Below are 18,590 nucleotides of genomic sequence, written 5' to 3'. Positions count from 1 at the left end.
AAAACGGTTGGTAAAGAAGTGACTGCCAATCTCAAACTCATTGCTCAAGGATGGCAACTTGCCCCCATTGAGGCGCAATTATGCGATTCGAGGCACATAACGGTTAGCGCGCTAATTAGGCTTGCTGGGCGTGCTCTGAATACTGGTTATGTAGCACTTCGAGCAATTTATCTTCTAACTCGAAACGGGTTTCCATGGTGTGGGCCAGTTCGGAAAGATCCTTATCTAGCTGGTATAACACTTGATCATCCTGCGCTTCGGCGTACTTATCATTAAAGTCTAACGCCGCGTTGGTCGTTGGAGTGATCTTTGGCAATACTTGCTGGGCTAAGGTTTTGCTCGAGGCGCCAAACTTTTCACAGGCATTGACCACTTGGTCATAGACTTCGAAATGGCCTTCGGAGACGTAATCGACTAATAAATCACAAAAGGATTTCACATGATCGAAGGAGGGAAGGGATTTTTCGGCTTTCCCATAGGGAGGAAGGCCTGCTATCTGGCAGTAATGCACCAAGAGTTTACGACGATTTTCTAGCCATTGATCTATAAGCTTATTTGAACCGCCCCACTTTTGTTCTGCTTTTTCGAGTTCTCTCAGCATGATGCATTCCATTTAAGTGCCAGGACATGACTCTAATGTAGGGGAGAAATAGCTCTTGGATCAACCCTTTTTATCGGGATTTGCGAGAATTGGCAGATGGACAAACCAGCTGTTTTGTATAAAAAAATGCGGAAATAAAAAGCCCAACGATAGAAACCTATCGTTGGGCGAGTAATGTATATAGCAGGCTCGATGCGACGAGCTTCTTGATTGTTCTTGCTAGCGCAAACTTTTTATACCAAAGGCAGGAAACCAGCGCAACTTTTTTCTGTCTTAGTGTGACTTTGGGTTCGATTACTAAACAGTATGTTATCTGGCTAGCATTTTGACGATAAGTGCTTAAATGGACAGCAATGATGGGGAATAGCTCACATAAATTTGCACTTAAAGGTTACATTATCCGCGTAAATGCTAAACTACCGACCCAGCGGATCTCAATAAGTCTAGGAATCAAGCCAAATGGCAGAATTAAAGAATGATCGTTATTTACGCGCCCTACTAAAACAGCCTGTTGATATGACCCCAGTGTGGATGATGCGTCAAGCTGGCCGTTATCTCCCTGAATACAAAGCGACTCGCGCTCAAGCGGGTGACTTCATGTCTTTATGTAAAAACCATGAATTGGCCTGTGAAGTAACGCTACAACCGCTGCGTCGTTACGAGCTGGATGCGGCGATTCTGTTTTCCGATATCCTGACTGTTCCCGATGCGATGGGTTTAGGTCTGTATTTTGAGGCGGGCGAAGGCCCACGTTTTGAGCGCCCAACAGACACTATCGATGCCATCAAAAAATTAGCCGTTCCCGATCCAGAAGATGATCTGGGTTATGTGATGAAAGCGGTTAGCACTATTCGACGCGAACTGAATGGCCAAGTGCCATTGATTGGTTTCTCTGGTTCTCCTTGGACACTCGCGACTTACATGGTTGAAGGTGGTTCGAGCAAAACCTTCGAAAAAATTAAGAAGATGGCCTACGCAGAGCCAGCGGCGCTGCATATGTTACTCGACAAGTTAGCCGATTCTGTGACTCTGTACCTGAATGCGCAGGTTGCTAACGGCGCTCAATCGCTGATGATCTTCGACTCATGGGGCGGCGCGTTATCGCACACGGCTTACCGTGAATTCTCACTGCGTTATATGCAGAAGATTGTCGATGGTCTGACTCGCTTTGCCGATGGCCGCCAAGTGCCAGTGACCTTATTCACTAAGGGCGGTGGCTTATGGTTAGAAGCCATGGCTGAAACAGGCTGTGATGCTTTAGGTTTAGACTGGACTGTCGATATTGCCGATGCCCGTCGCCGTGTCGGTCACAAAGTGGCGCTTCAAGGCAACATGGATCCTTCTATGCTGTACGCGCCAATCCCACGTATCGAAGAAGAAGTCGCTCAAATTCTGGCGGGTTATGGTGAGGGTACAGGCCACGTGTTTAACTTAGGCCACGGTATTCATCAGCACGTTGACCCAGAGCATGCGGGTGCCTTTATCAAGGCGGTTCATGCTCAATCTAAGCAGTATCATAAGTAAGCGATACTGAAGAAAAAACGGACCTTAAGGTCCGTTTTTTTATGCTCTGACTCTGTGCTAAACAATGCGGGCTTAACGTCAACTCGGCTCGGATTATGCCTTTCTCCCCAAACGTAAAGCCAAGGCATTACAAGGTGTTTACAAGCGGCTTTAGAACATAGGATATTGATTAACATCTAACTTTTTAAAACTTATTTAGCGAATAGCTGCGCTAAATCAAAGGCGTTTAACACAATTAAATGCATGCTATTGCTTACTTTAGCAACGGATAAAGCAAAGTGATATTTAATACTATTTGCAAATGAGATATGTTGCATGACGCTATAAGGGACTATGTAAAGCCGTTTATCTATTCAATGACAAAAGCCGTGGTAAGAGATGCGCATTGGCAACAAAATATTGGTATTTATTGCAGGATTCTGTTTACCAGCGGTTGTGCTCGTGTCCTATTGCCTCGGCTATTGGTTCGATCATAGGGTCGAATTGCTGCGCCAAGATAATGTGCAGCATGAGCTGACTAATATCCAGCAACAATTTCTCATCGATATCGACCGTTTAAGTTTTCTCACTAATATCTATGCCTCCCCGCTGTCTCGGGTCGATGGCGAATTACTGCAATCCATCGAATCATCATGGCTTGAGAGCGCCATGTCCGCCAATTTACACTGGTTTATTCTGCAGGGCGGGCAGCTGCAAAGTGTCCTCGCTAACACCTCCAGTATTGCCTTAGCGACACAACAGCAAATTGCCGATGCGGTACTAGCTGCTGGTAAACCTAAAGTGGCTGGGGTGTATCTTGCCGGGGATGTTGGGCTTGTTGTCACCGCCGCAGCCGTCGCCCCCGAAGAATACGTGCTCTTGGTGCGCCAGTTGTCTGCACAGGATTTATTAGAATATGCCCAAGCGCCATTAGTCACTCAGGTGCAGATGAGTCGCAGCAACACCTCGGCCGCGAAAGATCGCCTCAGCTTTGTGCCAATCCCGAGTTTGCTGGAAAACTCGCCATTGTATCTGCAGGTACAGTTCTCTTCTGCACCCTTCCAAGAAGTAAAGCTCGACCTCGATTGGGTTTCGGTGGGGATTATTCTACTCGGCGTGTTAATTGTGGCGCTGGGGTACATTTGGCTGCGCGCTGGCCTGTTAAAACCCTTTAAAAGCATGATGAAGCAGCTGGCATTGGTCGACCCTGCGGCCAGCGTGTATCGCCCTGTGAGCGGTGAAGGTAACGTCGAGTTAGAAGTGTTAGCCAGTCGAGTTAACAGTTTACTTGCCCGCATATATCAGCAGAAAGAACGCGGTAAGACTACCCTAGAGTCGATTGCCGAGGCGGTGATCCTGACCGATATTGATGCCAAAGTGATCTATATGAATCCCAAGGCCGAATCTTTGCTCGATGTTGCCAGCTGTTACGCCGTTGGCCAGAGCCTAGCGTCGTTATTAAAAGCGGGGGAGCAGTTAAATCAAGCGGTATTCCATTGTATGCGTTTGGGGGAAACCACACCACAAGTCGCCAAAATCAAGCTATTAACCGCCACGCCACGGATTATTGAGCGCAGCATCAGTAACGTGTTGAATCATGATAAAGAAATTACCGGCACTGTGGTGGTGCTGCGGGATATTACCCAGGAAGAGCTACTTAAGCACCAGCTGCAAAAACGCGCCAACTTCGATAGCGTGACAGGTTTGCTCAATCGGCAAGCCTTCGAGGAGCGGTTGCCGCAGTTTGCCAGTCAGGCTAAGCGCCTCGCGGTATGTTATCTGGATTTAGAGCAGTTTAAGCTGATTAACGACAGCTGTGGGCATGCCGCTGGCGATCGCATGTTGGCCATAGTGGCGCGGACGATTCAATCTTGCCTAGGGCCGCAGGCATTATTGGCTCGCTTAGGTGGCGATGAATTTGGCTTAGTCATTTGCGACAGCACAGCTTTGGCCGTAGCCCAGCAGTTAAAACAAATTATCGCTCTGGTTTCGCTGCAGGTACTGCACGATAAAAACTGTAACTATAAAGTCGGCTTGAGTATTGGAGTCGCCTTTGGCCGTGCGCCCTATATTAATGCCTTAGAGCTACTTAAGGATGCGGATATTGCCTGTATCGCCGCTAAGGCCAAGGGAACAAACCAAATCCATTTTTATGATGATAAAGATAAAGAGCTGACCTACCAGCGCAACGCGCCCAAGTGGGCGGTGCGTATTGCGCAAGCGATTGAGGAAAATGAACTGCTGCTCTACTACCAACCGATCCGCGGTTTAGGGGCGAGTTCTAAACGGCAACGGATGGAAATCCTGCTCAGGATCCAAGAACCTTGCGGCCGTATTTTAGCGCCAGCACAGTTTATCGCAGCGGCGGAGCGTTTTAAGCTCATGCCTGAAATCGATAAAGAAGTGATACGTAAGGCCTTCTTATGGCTATCCTTAAATCCACAGTTATGGCCGAATCACTGTATTTCAATCAACCTTTCAGGCAATAGCTTAGGTGCCGAAGGCATGGTGGAATATATCGCTTTGCAGCAACAGATTTTTGATATCCCAAGCCAATGTGTGTGCTTTGAAATCACCGAAACCACGGCGATTCAAAATCGTCACCGCGGCATGGAAATGCTCAGGCAGCTGCGTAAACTCGGGTTCTCTTTTGCGTTGGATGATTTTGGTAGTGGCTTTGCGTCCTATGGTTATCTGCGTGAACTGCCGGTGGACTATGTTAAAATTGACGGCTGCTTCGTGAAGAACCTTGCGGTCAACGCCAAGGATTACGCCATCGTCAAATCCATTCAGGACGTATGCCGCGTCATGGGGATTGAGACAGTGGCCGAGTTTGTCGAAAACCAAGAGATTATCGATAGATTACAGGCGATTGGGATTAATTACGCGCAAGGTTATGCGATAGGACGACCGCAACCCCTGAGCAGTTATTGCGAGCCGCTTGGCGTGCCGCACGCACAACGCGCATAGGGGATTGCGCTTTTAAGATGATTATGCCAATTTACTTCGGAGCATAATTAACACATTGGTAACAAGGGAATAGTTATGGATGGACTGACGGGTAAAGTAGTCATTATTACGGGCGCTTCGGAGGGAATAGGCCGGGCGCTGGCCATCGCCATGGCACGGGTGGGTTGCCAACTGGTGCTCAGTGCCCGCAATGAAACACGTTTAGCCTCCCTTGCCCTCGAAATCGCGAACTATGGTCCGACTCCCTTTGTATTTGCCGCCGATGTCAGTAGCGCCTCCCAATGCGAAGCCTTAATTCAAGCCACTATTGCCCATTATGGTCGCCTCGATATTCTAGTGAATAACGCGGGTATGACCATGTGGTCGCGTTTCGATGAGCTTAATCAGTTGTCTGTGCTGGAAGATATCATGCGAGTCAACTACTTAGGGCCAGCGTATTTAACTCATGCCGCCTTACCTTATTTAAAGTCGAGCCAAGGTCAGGTGGTGGTGGTGGCCTCGGTAGCTGGGTTAACGGGCGTGCCGACGCGCAGTGGCTATGCCGCTTCTAAGCATGCGGTTATCGGCTTTTTTGATTCGCTGCGGATTGAACTGGCAGATGATAACGTTGCCGTGACTGTGATTTGTCCCGATTTTGTTGTATCACAAATTCATAAGCGTGCCCTCGATGGCGAGGGTAAGCCGCTTGGTAAATCTCCGATGCAAGAAGCCAAAATTATCACCGCTGAGCAATGTGCGAACATGATGCTCCCTGTGATAGCGACCCGAGGTCGGCAGCTTATTACGTCGCTACGTGGCCGACTCGGGCGCTGGCTAAAGCTGATTGCACCGGGATTAATCGATAAAATTGCCCGCAAGGCGATTGCGTCGGGCCATTAATGCTTATTTGCCGCGATTAAGGTGTTTCACAATAGCTTGCTCTGCCTCGCTTTGGGTCGCCTTATCGCCATCGGCCTGAATATGGGCGGTGGCTTTGTGGACGGTGAGATCCTCTGCGATATGTAACCAGTCTGGATGCCAGTAAAAATTCTGTCCCGATAGCGTCTGCCAATTGTGCACGCCAGACTTTTCCCCTTGATAAATAATGTCTTTGATTGAATATCCCATAAATAACCCCTGATATTTTTGTTGGGTCTAGATAGTGCGCCCGCCAAAGGGGGACTTGTGTGCGTCAGCTCACGCTTTGTGGCAAAAATAAACCCCGCATAAGCGAGGTTTATTGGGGTTAGGTTGAGGCTATCGACATCTATGACCCATTAAGGTTTAGCGCATTGGCTAGGTGAGCCAGTGCCTTTCCACAGAGTGCTGCCATCGCTAACTGACAGAGGGATAAAGCTTAAGCCTTGGCTCATGTTCGCTGGTGGCAAATCGGTTTCAAGCTCATACATACCCATAGGGACCGCACCTTGGCTGGCGTTTGCCGCTACCTGCGCCGCGGCGAGGCTTGAGTAACGCAGGCCCAACATATCAAAATGGCTGCGCCAATCTTTGCCTGTGAGCTTACTCAGGGATACCAGCATAAAGTCATTGCCCGGAATATCCCTCACTGTTTTGCCGCCGTAAACGCTATGGCCCTCGTATGGGAAAAGTTCAAAGCCGAGTTTGCTGCGGTTAGCCTCCCAGTCGCTGGCATTATTGGCGTATTTGCCAAAGATGCGGCTGTGCTGATACAGCAGGGTGAAGATATTGAAACCATTGCTTAGGCTGGTACCGTCGTTAAGCGTCATGCCATGAGCTTTTAGCGCCATTTGGATGTAAAACGCCATGCGATAGCCGTTGTGTACCGCGTAAGCATTGCTGGCCCAAGGGGCTGTGTATCTGTCTTCGCCCACATCGAGCACTTTACAGTTGGCGCCAAAGACCACGCGTTTGCCACTGGTATCCGTGGTGCCTGCTGCATCGGACATAAACACATAGAAGAGATCTTTGTGATTCATATGACCATCGGTGATGCTGCTCGTGTTGCCGTCGCGCAGATAATGGGTCTTCCACAACACCACATAGGGGAAAATATTGTTGGAGTTTTCCCCCGCGCGGCTGCCATAGCCAGCCCAATTATCGCGATTGGCGGCAGTAGCGTATTGTACGTTCAGGCGGTTGGTTTGCAGATTGTGGCCGAGTTCGTGGTTATCTCCCCAACCCGTTGGCGAAATATTCCAAGCCGCATCCCATGGATTACCGCTACAACCCGAGCCGCAGTGGGCGTTTTGGTCATAGTTAGCGTGTTGGATGATGCTGCGGGTATGCAGGCTAGCATCGGTGCAGTCTGCGCCAAAGAGTGCCTGACAGCTTGCAAGCACATCCGAGGGGAGAGATTCACTTAAGCTCTTACCTTGGATTTTCAGCCCTGCAAGGGTATACACGTTGTTGATATGATCCTCGACAATGCTCTTGAGCAACGCATTGACATCCGGGATCTTACCGCCAATTGCATTCATAAAACGGTCACGGCGCAAATGCTGCTCGGCGCCATCGGTGCGAAGATCCACATGGGGCAACTCGGTATTTTGGATCTTATCGTTAAAGGCCGTGATTTCAGTAGGATTGGAAAAATCCATAATGCTGGGGTGCTTTGCCACATTCTTGGCTTGCACATCGACACTGAGCGCATCTTCGCCATCACTGATATAGAGATAAATAGGGCCGCCATAGGGGGTTGAGAATTCAAGACTTTGCCCTTTGGCGAGCTTGAGGCGCTGCTGGGCAAGTTCTAATGGCGCGCGGTAAACCTTTTGCTCATAGGCGCGGTTAGTATTACGTCTATGATAATTCAGCTTAATTTCAACATTAGCATCAGTGTTATCTAAGCGGGTGAGTGTGATGCTCTGCCCGGGTAAGGCGTACCAGCCCGTTGTTGTCCACTGGCCGGAGTAAGGTACTGTGATGCTTTTACGTTCCGACACCGTTGCAGGGTAGGTGTAATGGGCGTTGCTGCCCTTGCTCAGATTGGTCCTGTCGGTGACATACTCACCTAAGTCAGGTTGGGCGAGGTTGTGGGCGCGGGTGTAGCTGACTGTCCAATCGGCAAACAGGGCTTGCTGCCACTGGGCGGATTCGCTGTAGGCGATGGGATAATCGATTTCACTGCGATACTTGTCGGCGAGGAGTAATCCTGCTTTCATCAAGCTAAAATTAGGGCTGTTAAAAGCATCGATATCATTGTTATCTAAGGTTTCTGCATTGCTGCGATACCAATCCGCGCCCGCCTTGAAGGTCTCGACAAAGGCGCTGCTGTTACAGCTTAAATAGTTGCCGCCGCAGTCATTGAGCACTTGCGTGTCGAAACGTTGTTCGCGCAAATTTGCCAGCAGGGTTTCGACATCCGCAAGCGCCTTATCTTGCGCTAGGATAGTGTCGATACTCAGGTTATTGGCATTGAGTTTCGACCAATAGTTTCCTGCAGTAGAGAGCCCCATCTCAAGGTAGAGCGGTGAGAGCATAGCGCTTTGTTCGCGTCGATAATTTGAGAGCAGCAGCGGGATCCCCGCCGCCTTGGCTTTAGTGATGGCCGCTTGAATGCCCGGGTAACCTAGGTTATCGCGGTCAATATCGCTGATAACGATTAAATCGGGTTTTAAGATATCGATACAGCTGGCAAGGGCGGTGCAATCACAGCTATTGGCGTCGTTGATGCTGTGGGCGTCGGGGTAGTACTTGCTTAGCCAAGTGCGGATCCCTTCGTTATGGGGGAAATACCAACTGTCGGCGCGACTTGGCATCTGTGCCGTGACTATGCTCAGGCCATTCTGCTGATCGCCGCCTTTGGTCAGCCATCCGATAAGGTTTTTCAGCAGCTTATCACTCTGATCCGAATTATTAACCGCAAACAGGTTGCCACCCATGGCGGCATAACGCTGGCCTTGTTGTTCGCCCGCCATCACTAAGCCGCGTACGGCGCTGGCGCCGCTGCCATCAACATTGGATGGCAGTAAGGTAAAAGTATTTTTCGGCATAAAGCTCGAAAAGGTGATGGAATCGTGGGTCGGATGCCAAGTGATGCTGTTACCGACACCTTGATAGAGTTCGGTGATTTTCGCTTTGCGGGCAGCGTCCACTTTGGCAAGTTCAGCAGTGCTGAAATCAATCAGTTCGTTAGCGCTGGCAAGGGTATGGTCTTGATGGCGAATGGCATTTTCAGCATTGCTGATAAAGCTTGGGGTAATTGTGCAATCGGCGCTTATCGTCGCAGTGATGTAGGTCTGTTCGGTCAGCGCACCGCCACAGCCGCTAATGCTATCCAGCACGAAACCGTTGTCGGCTTGAATGCTAAAGCTGGCACTTTTACCCGCATCTACCTTCTGGCTGCTAGGGGTGAGCTTGCCACCCAAGACTGAACTAGTACTCGCCGTATATTGAGTCACCGCAGGAGGTTGGACTGGCGGCTCCGGCGGAGGGGTTGTGCTACCCGAGTCCTCTGAGCCTCCGCCACAACCCGCGAGTATCAAGGCGATGGCGGCAGAAATGAGTCTAATCTCCATGGAGAGTCCTTAGCATTTGTAGGTAGTTAACATTTGCGTAGCATTGTATAGGAATAATGCGGGTGAAAGTAGGTTTTGATTGCTTAAAATTGATATAAATCATTAACTTAAAATTGACGCTCGTCAAATTTAAGGCATTAAAAAACCGGCGCATGGCCGGTTTTTTAAATGAATTAAAGCTTAGCTCTGTTGTTCGCGGGCAATGGCGCGATAGCCGATATCGGTACGGAAATACACATCATCCCAGTGGATTTCATCAACCAGCAGATAAGCAGCTTTTTGTGCTTCGGTCACAGTGTGTCCTAGGGCTGTAGCGCATAGAACGCGGCCGCCGTTAGTAACTACATGACCGTCTTTCATCTCAGTACCCGCGTGGAAGACTTTGGCATCGTGATTACCTAGGCTTAAACCTTGGATCACATCGCCCTTGCGGTAGTCGTCTGGGTAACCGCCAGCGGCTAATACAACACCGACTGCGGCGCGTGAATCGTACTCGGCGGTAACTTTATCCAGCTCGCCACGGGTCGCGGCTAAACACAGCTCAACCAGATCCGACTTGAGGCGCATCATAATAGGTTGGGTTTCTGGGTCGCCAAAGCGGCAGTTGTATTCCAGTACTTTGGCGCTGCCGTCTGGTGCGATCATCAGACCCGCATACAGGAAGCCAGTGTAAACATTGCCTTCAGCCGCCATGCCATCAACCGTTGGGCGGATAACGTTAGCGATGGTCCAATCGTGCACGCTTTGGGTAACGACTGGTGCAGGGGAGTAAGCGCCCATGCCGCCAGTGTTAGGACCGTGGTCGGCATTATCACGGGCTTTATGGTCTTGGCTGGTTGCCATGGCGAGGATGTTTTTACCATCGACCATCACGATAAAGCTGGCTTCTTCGCCTTTTAAGAATTCTTCGATAACCACGCGAGAACCGGCATCGCCAAACTTGTTGCCCGCGAGCATATCTTCGATGGCGGCATCGGCTTCGGCTTGATCTTGGGCGATGATTACGCCTTTACCTGCGGCTAAACCGTCGGCCTTGATGACCACTGGGTAACCTGTCTTGCCCGTTAGTTCACGCACGAAGGCTTTAGCGTCTTGGATTTCGGTACAGTTTTTATAACCCGCCGTTGGGATATTGTGGCGTGCTAAGAAGTCCTTAGTGAACGCCTTAGAGCCTTCTAACTGTGCTGCCGCTTTAGTTGGGCCGAAAATGGGTAGACCCGCAGCGTTAAAGGCATCGACCACGCCTAATACCAGCGGCGCTTCCGGGCCAACGATGGTGAGTTCGATCTGATTGGTTTGAGCAAAATCGAGCAGGGCAGGAATGTCCGTCGCGCTGATGTTGAGGTTTTCTAACTTTGGCTCGAGGGCCGTGCCCGCGTTGCCCGGTGCAACATAAACCAGTTCTACCTGTGGGGATTGTGCCGCTTTCCAAGCTAGGGCATGTTCGCGGCCGCCGCCACCAATAACTAATACTTTCATGTTAAGTCATCCCTTTGAGTTTTAAATTCTTGTGGTTAGATTCTTCGCGCTACAGAGTGCGATAAACGAAACAGCCAGCACATGGCGTGCTGGCTGTAGGTGGCATTAGTGACGGAAGTGGCGCATGCCCGTCATTACCATGGCCATGCCGTGCTCGTCGGCAGCAGCGATGATTTCAGCATCGCGCATTGAGCCACCTGGCTGGATGATGCAGCTGATGCCCGCCGCCGCTGCGGCATCGATACCGTCGCGGAATGGGAAGAAGGCATCGGACGCCATCACAGAGTTAACCACTTCTAAGCCTTCATCGGCCGCCTTGATACCGGCAATCTTAGCGCTGTAGACGCGGCTCATTTGGCCGGCGCCGACACCGATGGTCATACCGTCTTTAGCGTAAACAATAGCGTTAGATTTAACGAACTTAGCCACTTTCCAGCAGAACATTAAGTCCTTCAGCTCGCTCTCGGTCGGTTGACGTTTAGTCACGACTTTAATGTCATCTAAGCCAACCATGCCTTGGTCGCGGTCTTGCACCAGCAGGCCACCGTTTACGCGCTTATAGTCTAAGGTCTTGGTCTTAGTATCCCATTGACCGCACTCTAACAGACGCACGTTGGTTTTCTTGGCCACTACATCGCGGGCAGCTTGGCTCACGACTGGCGCAATAATTACTTCAACGAATTGACGCTCAACGATAGCGCTAGCGGTTGCTGCATCTAACTCGCCGTTGAAGGCGATGATGCCGCCAAAGGCTGACGTTGGGTCAGTTTGATAGGCGCGGTTATAGGCATCGAGCAGATCTTTACCCAGTGCAACACCACATGGGTTAGCGTGTTTAACGATAACGCAAGCGGGTTCGCTGAATTCTTTCACGCACTCAAGGGCGGCATCGGTATCGGCGATGTTGTTGTAAGACAGTGCTTTACCTTGCAGTTGAACTGCCGTTGCGACTGAGGCTTCGTCGATCTTAGTGTCAACATAGAAGGCTGCAGTTTGGTGGCTGTTTTCACCGTAACGCAGATCTTGCTTCTTCACTAATTGAGTGTTGAAGGTGCGTGGGAACTTAGAATCTTCGAAGCACTCATCAGTGCTATGCGCAGGAACCATAGTGCCGAAGTAATTGGCGATCATGCCATCGTAACCGGCAGTGTGTTCGAAGGCGGCAATCGCTAAATCGAAACGGGTCGCGTGAGTCGTGCTGCCATTGTTGGCGGCCATTTCGGCTAATACGCGGTTATAGTCGGCCGCATTTACCACGATAGTCACGTCTTTATGGTTTTTCGCCGCAGCGCGCACCATAGTTGGGCCACCGATGTCGATGTTTTCAATCGCATCTTCTAAGGTGCAACCGGCTTTAGCAACGGTATCGGCAAAGGGGTAGAGGTTAACCGCAACCAGATCGATTGCATTGATGTTGTTGGCAGCCATGACATTTTCATCAAGACCGCGACGCGCCAAAATGCCGCCATGCACTTTCGGGTGCAGGGTTTTAACGCGACCATCCATGATCTCAGGGTGTCCTGTATAGTCAGATACTTCGATAACAGGCACGCCGTTATCCGCTAACAAGCGAGCGGTGCCGCCCGTTGACAGCAGTTCAACGCCTTGGGCGTGTAATGCTTTGGCGAATTCGAGAATTCCGGTTTTATCTGAAACGCTTAACAGCGCGCGACGAATGGGTCTGGCATTATTTGCAACAGTCATTTGGGTACAGGGTCCAGTTATTTTAGTTTCAAGGATCTTTCGGAAAACAGAACAACTTCTATCGGATTCTGCTTTCCAAAAGCCCCTTGGTCCTACTTATATTTTTTGTCCCAGCGTCAGGCGCGCGTATTCTACCGTAAAACTGGATTTACGGGTGTTTTTTCTGCGCGATTTCACAATATTGATATCAGAACAAAGTGCCGTGGTTTTTGACTGAGGGATAAATTTAAAAATAGCCCTTGACCTTGGAGTAGGCTCTAAGGTTTATACTCGCCCTATGATGTTGATTGTCTCCGAAGGTTGGCATGAGGCAAGCTAAGCTGCAAAGGATAGAACTATGTACCGCATTGGTGAGTTAGCCGATTTATGCGAAGTGAAAGCCGATACCCTCAGATTTTATGAGAAACACGGCCTGCTTTCGCCTTCGAGCCGCACCGACTCTGGCTATCGGGTCTATACCGATGCCGATGCCGCACGGCTGCGTTTTATTCTACGGGCGAAGGCGGTAGGTTTTAGCTTGAGTGAAATTAGCGAGCTGCTTTCTATCGAGTTGGATAAATCCAATTGGGCCTGTGCCGATGTGAAGGGCATGGTCGACGTTAAGTTGGCTCAGGTGCAGACTAAGATTGCCGAGTTACTGCATTTTCAAACCAGTTTGCAAAAACTGTCGGATGCTTGCTGCGGCGGGCCGCGCAGCGCCGAACATTGCTCGATTTTAGAGGCGCTGGAGTCGAGCACAGAGCGAGTGCGTGTGGAGCACGACCATGGCCAAACTCCAGATGCGACAACCCTAGATAAGTCAGGGAATTAACTATGTTATTGAAGAATTTTATCGATCTGTTTTTAGATTCCGCCCCTTGGCTGTTGCTCGGCTTGATTCTGGCGGGCCTACTCAAAGTGTTTGTGCCCATGGCTTGGATGCAAAAGCAGCTCGGCGGGCATGGCTTTAAAACCGTGGTGAAGGCGGCATTGTTAGGCGCGCCATTACCTCTGTGTTCCTGCGGTGTCATCCCCGCGGCCGTTGGGCTGCGCCGCTCTGGCGCATCGAAAGCGGCAACGACTTCCTTTTTAGTCTCGACTCCTGAAACTGGGGTCGACTCTGTAACGGTTTCTTACGTTTTACTCGGCCCTTTTATGGCGATAGTACGGCCGATTGCGGCGATTACCAGCGCCATTGTTGCGGGCCTTTTAGTCGGGCGTGATGATGACGATGGCAAACCTGCGGCTAAGGCCGAGGCCCAGTTAGACACGGCTCAGTCAGACACGGCTCAGTCAAACAAGGCATTCGCTAGCGCTGCGCCTGTCGCTTCATGCTGTGCTTCAAAATCCCCGTCGGCGGAGAAAGTGGTCAAAGCCGAAGCGGTAAAAAGCTGCTGTGCATCGACAAACGCGCCGGCAATCACGCCAGTTAAGTCTTCCTGCTGCGGCAGTGATAACGCGAAAGCGCCAGCAACCGAGCCCAAAATCAAAATGACGCCGATGGCGGCGCCAAGTCTAATGGCAACTGGCGGCCCAAGCATGGGCGCTGTCACTATGGTTAATGTGGCTAAAGTTAGTGCGGTTAAGATTGAAAATGCTGGTTCATGCTGTGGCACTCAAACTGCCGCGCCTGAAAAAATAGTCGTAGTGAAGAAGGGCGCTTGTTGTGGTAGCTCAAGCGCGAAAACGGCTGATAGCCATCAAGCCGAAGGCGAGAGCTGCTGCGCATCTACACAGGATATGGCGACCGAGCTTAAGTCTGAGTCTGTGATTGCACGTGTAGGCATAGGGCTTAAATATGCGGCGACGGATCTGGTGCGTGACACCACACTCTGGTTGCTGGTGGGGTTATTCTTCGCTGCCATAGTACAAACCTATGTTCCTGCTGACTTTTTAGCTAAGTGGGGCGATGGATTGCTGGCCATGCTGGTGATGGTGTTAGTATCTGTGCCTATGTATATCTGCGCCACGGCTTCGACGCCGATTGCCGCCGGCTTGCTACTGGCGGGTGTCTCCCCCGGTGCCGTACTGGTGTTTATGATGGCAGGTCCTGCAACCAATATCGCGACTTTAGGCGTAGTGACTAAGGAGCTGGGTAAGCGCGCGCTCTATGGCTATCTTGGCGGCGTCTTGGGTGTTGCCTTAGTCGCTGGCGCTTTGGTGAACTATCTGGTCGCTAACTTTGGTTTTGAAGTGATGCCACAGATTGGTGAGCAACATCAAATGTTGCCAGAGTGGCTGGTCGCTACCTCAGGCATAGTGCTCGCACTACTGATGGCGAAAGTGGTATTCGAGAAGATCCCAAGAAGTTGGCTGCGCCGTAGTGACTGCTGCTCATAGTGCTAACGCTAACTAAAAATCCCCAGCAATGACTGGGGATTTTTTATTGTGACACTTTAATGGTGCTGCTCACGCGGCAGAGCGATGCGTGACGCTCAGCCGTTTATTAGTTCGACTTTTTAGCATCGATAAAGGGCAGAGTGCCCGTCGGTAGCACTGTGGTGGGCAGCTTGCCATCCCACTTCTCGGCCTTGGTCAGTTCGACAAGGTTTTGATTTTGTGCCAGAGCCTCAGCGCGGCTCTTAATGGCAGACGCCTCTGCATCCCCTTTAATCCTAATACTTTCGGCCTCAGCCTTAGCGCGGGCGAGTTGTGAGTCGGCTTCTGCTTGCGCTTGGGTCACGGCGATTTGTGCGCTGACTCTTTCTTTCTCGAGGTTTTGCAGCTGGGTTTGTACCTCAACTTCGGCGCGCATTCTGTCTTCTACAGACTTTTCATAGGCGTTGGAAAAGTCGATATTTTCAATCTGCACTGAGGTGATTTCGATGGGGCCTTTGACCGAGTTAGTGATGGCGCTGGTGACATCTATACCGAATTTGATCCGCTCCTGCACGACCGAAATCGCAGTGTATTTACCAAAAATGTTCTCAACTTGCGTTGGCACTTGGCGGTCGAGTAGGCGAGCCACCATGGCATCAATACTCTTAAAGTTGGCATACACTTCTTCGACACGATCCGGCGGCACGTTGAAGGTGACTGAAGCGTTGAGGGTCGCGGGTTGCTGATCGCGGCTATAGGCTTGTAATGAGCTGTAGCTGGTGGTGTGGGTTTGGGTTGAGATTTTCACTACTGTATCGAACAGTGGCATTTTAAATCCGAGCCCTGGCTCGGCGGTGCCGATGATCTTACCGTTACGTAGAATCACTCCGCGCTCACCTTGGTCGACCGTGTACCAACTGCCAAAGAGTGAAATAAAGAGGATCAGTAAAATCACCAGGGGGATGATTTTAGAGAGGCCAATAGAGCTTGGCAGGTTAAGTTCAGTTTTTATCATGTCGCTTCCTTTGCTGATATGTTGCGATGGCGAATTTATTGGGGCGGAATACGGTTTAGTTTTAATCACTTGGCGTTACATTTTGCAGCAAAATGTATCTTAATGGTTAACGTGAGGCAACAAGACTGCATTGGACTTGTCGATGTGTGACCCAGATGTCATTGCTTATCCTTACAGTGTAAATGTTATTGCGAACTATTCTCACTAAAGTTAGAGTCCCGAAATTAACTCAATTTTCTATCATTTCGCCCCATTATTGCTTTGTGGGAATCAGGCTGAAATGCGATAGATTTTAGTGGGTTTAATTGTGCTAACACTTTGTCGTGAGAGGATAAATCCCTGTGTTGCAACTTATCTTTTTGTTGTCGACGCTGACGGCTTGCCTGTTGTGTTATTTGACCAATAAGCAGCAAAAACGATTAGCTCGCCCTTTGCCTAAGCGGCCTTGGCGGTTACTCGCCTATGGGCTTGCCCTCGCCAGCTTGATTGGTTGGCTGAGCCTGTTCACCTTCAGTGCCGCAATGTTTATCTGGATAGCCCTGTTGATGTTGCTCTCGGGCTTAGTGCCTTTTATCTCTCTTATCGGTCGGAAATAAGCCATGGCGCGTTTAGCTGAACAGGACAAGTTACAACCCGACTGGTGGACTAAATCACTGGCGGGATTGATTTTAGGCTTCACTTTAGCGCTTGGATTGGTGGGATTATTTGCCTGGTTTGGCCCAGGCGGTATTGATGCCGATACTAAGGTGCAGGTCAATATGTGGTTGATCGCGCCCATTTGGTTATCTGTCTTAAGTTTGAGTTTTCTCTTTAAAACAGGACTCAGGGCCATTGGCTATTTAGGCCTGCTTAACATTTTGACTTATATAGTTTTATATACCTTTAGGTGATAAGGGATGAAAGTTCGCAGTGATGTGTTACGGGTGTATCAGTCTATCCATATTTGGACTGGGATTATCGCCGGAATAGTGTTGTTTATCGGTTTTTATGCCGGATCGCTCACTATGTTTAAAGGTGCGATTGACGCTTGGTCAATGCCGCCCTCTGTGACTTTGCCGCAAGTCTCTGCTGATAGGCTCGATGAGTTAGTGTTGCAGGTGTTAGCGCGGGACGATAAGGCGAAAAATGGCTTTAGTTTGCATTTGAATGATGAACATCAGTCGCCGATGACTTGGTATCAGCAGGGCTCGGAGCGTGAACTCAGCATGAGCAACCAGCTTTGGCATGCTAGCCTCGACGAGCAGGGGCAATTAGTGACTCAACTGAGTACCCCAAGCGAGCTGGCCGAGCTGATTGACCAATTACACCGCACTGCGGGGATTGCCGGTGAAGTGGGTCACGATCAAGCAGGCGTCTATGTGCTCGGCATCGCCGCCTTCTTATACTTCTTGGCGCTGGTTTCTGGAGTGATTTTCTTACTGCCCACCTTAACTAAAAGCTTTTTCGCCCTACGTAAAGATAAGGGCGAGAGTCGTTTCTGGCTCGATGCCCACAACTTAGTCGGCATCACTAGTTTGCCATTTCATCTGGTGATCAGTTTGACCGTGATAGTGTTTGCCTTCCATGATCAGCTTTACGATGGGCTCAAGCTGGTGGTTTACGGTGAAAAACCGCTGTTTGCCCAACCTGCACCCGACAGAACGCCCTATACGCTCGCCGATTTGCCTAAGGTCAGCACAGTTCTGACTAAGGTGCAGGCACTCGCCCCCGAGTATCAAGTGCATGAAATGACCTTTATGAACTTGAATAATCCCCGTGCGACCTTGCGTTTAGGCCTGTACAACCCTAACGGCTTTATGCGCGGGCCAGTTACCGATTACTTATATTTGCATCCCTATAGCCTCAAGATAACCAACAGCACCATTGACCAAAGTGACAAGGGCATTTGGGCCAGAACGGTGGCGGTATTCTTTGGGTTGCACTTTGGCAGTTACGGCGGTGATCTTGGGCGCTGGGTGTATTTCTTTTTAGGCTTGAGCGGCGCTTTTTTATTTTACAGCGGTAACTTGCTGTGGCTGGAAAAGCGACGTAAAAAACAGGCGAGTGAGCAGACGCGTGCCTGCCGATTAATGGCGAGTGCCACCGTGGGGATTTGTTTAGGTTCGGTTGCCGCTCTGGCGGTGAGCATGTTGCTGGGGAAATGGTTCTATTCACAGGTGAGCAATATTAATCATCTCTATCTGTGGTTGTACTATGTCGTCTTCGTCGCCTTAATGGCCTATGCCTTTTGGCGCGGGGCGGCGAGGGCGGCATTGCTGATTTTGCCTCTGTGCGCCTTGGCGACTCTGGCAATGCCTATTACCTCTGTGATTGGGCTGTTAGTGCCGAATCTGGGTTTATGGGCGCCCCATTCGGCGGCAACGCTCGGGGTCGATCTGGTGGCGCTCGGCTTTAGTGGGCTGTTCTGCTATGGATACCGACTCACGCGCCATCGCGTATTCAATGGCCCGCAGGACAGTGTCTGGGCTATTCCCAGCAAGGAGCTGGTGGCTGAAGAAGCCAGGTTAAAAACAATCTAAAAAATGGGCGCCCTTATCGGTGC

The 18,590-nt window shown here is 50.3% G+C and carries 14 protein-coding genes; 8 read left to right on the top strand and 6 right to left on the bottom strand.

The window, feature by feature from the left end:
- Positions 1-115: 115 nt before the first annotated feature.
- On the bottom strand, positions 116-601 hold the full coding sequence (gene rsd, locus ACUZ8J_RS18950; protein WP_086017236.1) for a sigma D regulator: 486 nt from the start codon (positions 599-601) through the stop codon (positions 116-118).
- Positions 602-1,060: 459 nt separating this feature from the next.
- Between rsd and hemE the strand changes: the two genes are divergently transcribed.
- The 3 genes from hemE to ACUZ8J_RS18935 all read left to right on the top strand — a co-directional run bounded on the left by hemE (position 1,061) and on the right by ACUZ8J_RS18935 (position 5,953).
- Complete coding sequence (hemE, locus tag ACUZ8J_RS18945) at positions 1,061-2,125, top strand: uroporphyrinogen decarboxylase (RefSeq protein WP_011621241.1); 1,065 nt, start codon at positions 1,061-1,063, stop codon at positions 2,123-2,125.
- A gap of 378 nt (positions 2,126-2,503) precedes the next feature.
- On the top strand, positions 2,504-5,074 hold the full coding sequence (locus ACUZ8J_RS18940) for a putative bifunctional diguanylate cyclase/phosphodiesterase (RefSeq protein ID WP_446694635.1): 2,571 nt from the start codon (positions 2,504-2,506) through the stop codon (positions 5,072-5,074).
- Positions 5,075-5,149: 75 nt separating this feature from the next.
- Positions 5,150-5,953 carry an SDR family oxidoreductase gene (locus ACUZ8J_RS18935; protein ID WP_086903796.1) on the top strand — a complete coding sequence of 268 codons (804 nt, stop codon included), beginning with the start codon at positions 5,150-5,152 and terminating at the stop codon, positions 5,951-5,953.
- Positions 5,954-5,956: 3 nt separating this feature from the next.
- Here the strand turns inward: ACUZ8J_RS18935 and ACUZ8J_RS18930 are convergent, their stop codons facing one another.
- The 4 genes from ACUZ8J_RS18930 to purH all read right to left on the bottom strand — a co-directional run bounded on the left by ACUZ8J_RS18930 (position 5,957) and on the right by purH (position 12,735).
- Positions 5,957-6,181 (bottom strand): hypothetical protein, encoded by a 225-nt coding sequence (locus ACUZ8J_RS18930; RefSeq protein WP_446694634.1) that lies wholly within the window; start codon positions 6,179-6,181, stop codon positions 5,957-5,959.
- Positions 6,182-6,330: 149 nt separating this feature from the next.
- Positions 6,331-9,552, bottom strand: a complete 3,222-nt coding sequence (locus tag ACUZ8J_RS18925; protein WP_446694633.1) for an ImpA family metalloprotease — start codon at positions 9,550-9,552, stop codon at positions 6,331-6,333.
- 180 nt (positions 9,553-9,732) lie between these two features.
- Positions 9,733-11,031, bottom strand: a complete 1,299-nt coding sequence (purD, locus tag ACUZ8J_RS18920; RefSeq protein ID WP_446694632.1) for a phosphoribosylamine--glycine ligase — start codon at positions 11,029-11,031, stop codon at positions 9,733-9,735.
- A gap of 105 nt (positions 11,032-11,136) precedes the next feature.
- Positions 11,137-12,735 carry a bifunctional phosphoribosylaminoimidazolecarboxamide formyltransferase/IMP cyclohydrolase gene (purH, locus tag ACUZ8J_RS18915; RefSeq protein ID WP_086903799.1) on the bottom strand — a complete coding sequence of 533 codons (1,599 nt, stop codon included), beginning with the start codon at positions 12,733-12,735 and terminating at the stop codon, positions 11,137-11,139.
- 337 nt (positions 12,736-13,072) lie between these two features.
- Here purH and zntR point away from each other — a divergent pair, with 337 nt between their 5' ends.
- Complete coding sequence (zntR, locus tag ACUZ8J_RS18910; protein WP_011621248.1) at positions 13,073-13,546, top strand: Zn(2+)-responsive transcriptional regulator; 474 nt, start codon at positions 13,073-13,075, stop codon at positions 13,544-13,546.
- Positions 13,547-13,548: 2 nt separating this feature from the next.
- A complete protein-coding gene (locus ACUZ8J_RS18905; RefSeq protein ID WP_446694631.1) occupies positions 13,549-15,054 on the top strand; it encodes an SO_0444 family Cu/Zn efflux transporter in 1,506 nt (501 codons plus the stop codon).
- A gap of 106 nt (positions 15,055-15,160) precedes the next feature.
- Here the strand turns inward: ACUZ8J_RS18905 and ACUZ8J_RS18900 are convergent, their stop codons facing one another.
- The gene (locus tag ACUZ8J_RS18900) at positions 15,161-16,048 is read right to left on the bottom strand and encodes a prohibitin family protein (RefSeq protein ID WP_086903802.1); all 888 of its coding nucleotides are present in this window, start codon (positions 16,046-16,048) and stop codon (positions 15,161-15,163) included.
- A gap of 341 nt (positions 16,049-16,389) precedes the next feature.
- Between ACUZ8J_RS18900 and ACUZ8J_RS18895 the strand changes: the two genes are divergently transcribed.
- Genes ACUZ8J_RS18895 through ACUZ8J_RS18885 form a run of 3 tightly spaced genes read left to right on the top strand, consistent with a single transcriptional unit; the run spans position 16,390 to position 18,567 of the window.
- A complete protein-coding gene (locus ACUZ8J_RS18895; RefSeq protein WP_248968861.1) occupies positions 16,390-16,644 on the top strand; it encodes a hypothetical protein in 255 nt (84 codons plus the stop codon).
- Positions 16,645-16,647: 3 nt separating this feature from the next.
- Positions 16,648-16,938, top strand: a complete 291-nt coding sequence (locus ACUZ8J_RS18890; RefSeq protein ID WP_086903804.1) for a hypothetical protein — start codon at positions 16,648-16,650, stop codon at positions 16,936-16,938.
- Positions 16,939-16,944: 6 nt separating this feature from the next.
- Positions 16,945-18,567: a PepSY-associated TM helix domain-containing protein gene (locus tag ACUZ8J_RS18885; RefSeq protein ID WP_446694630.1), complete on the top strand. Its 1,623-nt coding sequence runs from the start codon at positions 16,945-16,947 to the stop codon at positions 18,565-18,567.
- The last annotated feature ends 23 nt before the right edge of the window (positions 18,568-18,590 follow it).

This window comes from Shewanella sp. Koi 1 (genome assembly GCF_052907445.1).
The sequence above is the reverse complement of the archived record's forward strand: the minus strand, read 5'-3'. Positions and strand labels throughout refer to the sequence as shown.

Bases quoted from the DNA above. Each gene is read 5' to 3' on its own strand.
- ACUZ8J_RS18930 (WP_446694634.1), bottom strand. From the start codon at position 6,181: ATGGGATATTCAATCAAAGACATTATTTATCAAGGGGAAAAGTCTGGC.
- ACUZ8J_RS18890 (WP_086903804.1), top strand. From the start codon at position 16,648: ATGGCGCGTTTAGCTGAACAGGACAAGTTACAACCCGACTGGTGGACT.
- rsd (WP_086017236.1), bottom strand. From the start codon at position 601: ATGCTGAGAGAACTCGAAAAAGCAGAACAAAAGTGGGGCGGTTCAAAT.
- ACUZ8J_RS18925 (WP_446694633.1), bottom strand. From the start codon at position 9,552: ATGGAGATTAGACTCATTTCTGCCGCCATCGCCTTGATACTCGCGGGT.
- ACUZ8J_RS18940 (WP_446694635.1), top strand. From the start codon at position 2,504: ATGCGCATTGGCAACAAAATATTGGTATTTATTGCAGGATTCTGTTTA.
- zntR (WP_011621248.1), top strand. From the start codon at position 13,073: ATGTACCGCATTGGTGAGTTAGCCGATTTATGCGAAGTGAAAGCCGAT.
- purH (WP_086903799.1), bottom strand. From the start codon at position 12,735: ATGACTGTTGCAAATAATGCCAGACCCATTCGTCGCGCGCTGTTAAGC.
- purD (WP_446694632.1), bottom strand. From the start codon at position 11,031: ATGAAAGTATTAGTTATTGGTGGCGGCGGCCGCGAACATGCCCTAGCT.
- hemE (WP_011621241.1), top strand. From the start codon at position 1,061: ATGGCAGAATTAAAGAATGATCGTTATTTACGCGCCCTACTAAAACAG.
- ACUZ8J_RS18885 (WP_446694630.1), top strand. From the start codon at position 16,945: ATGAAAGTTCGCAGTGATGTGTTACGGGTGTATCAGTCTATCCATATT.
- ACUZ8J_RS18905 (WP_446694631.1), top strand. From the start codon at position 13,549: ATGTTATTGAAGAATTTTATCGATCTGTTTTTAGATTCCGCCCCTTGG.
- ACUZ8J_RS18900 (WP_086903802.1), bottom strand. From the start codon at position 16,048: ATGATAAAAACTGAACTTAACCTGCCAAGCTCTATTGGCCTCTCTAAA.
- ACUZ8J_RS18935 (WP_086903796.1), top strand. From the start codon at position 5,150: ATGGATGGACTGACGGGTAAAGTAGTCATTATTACGGGCGCTTCGGAG.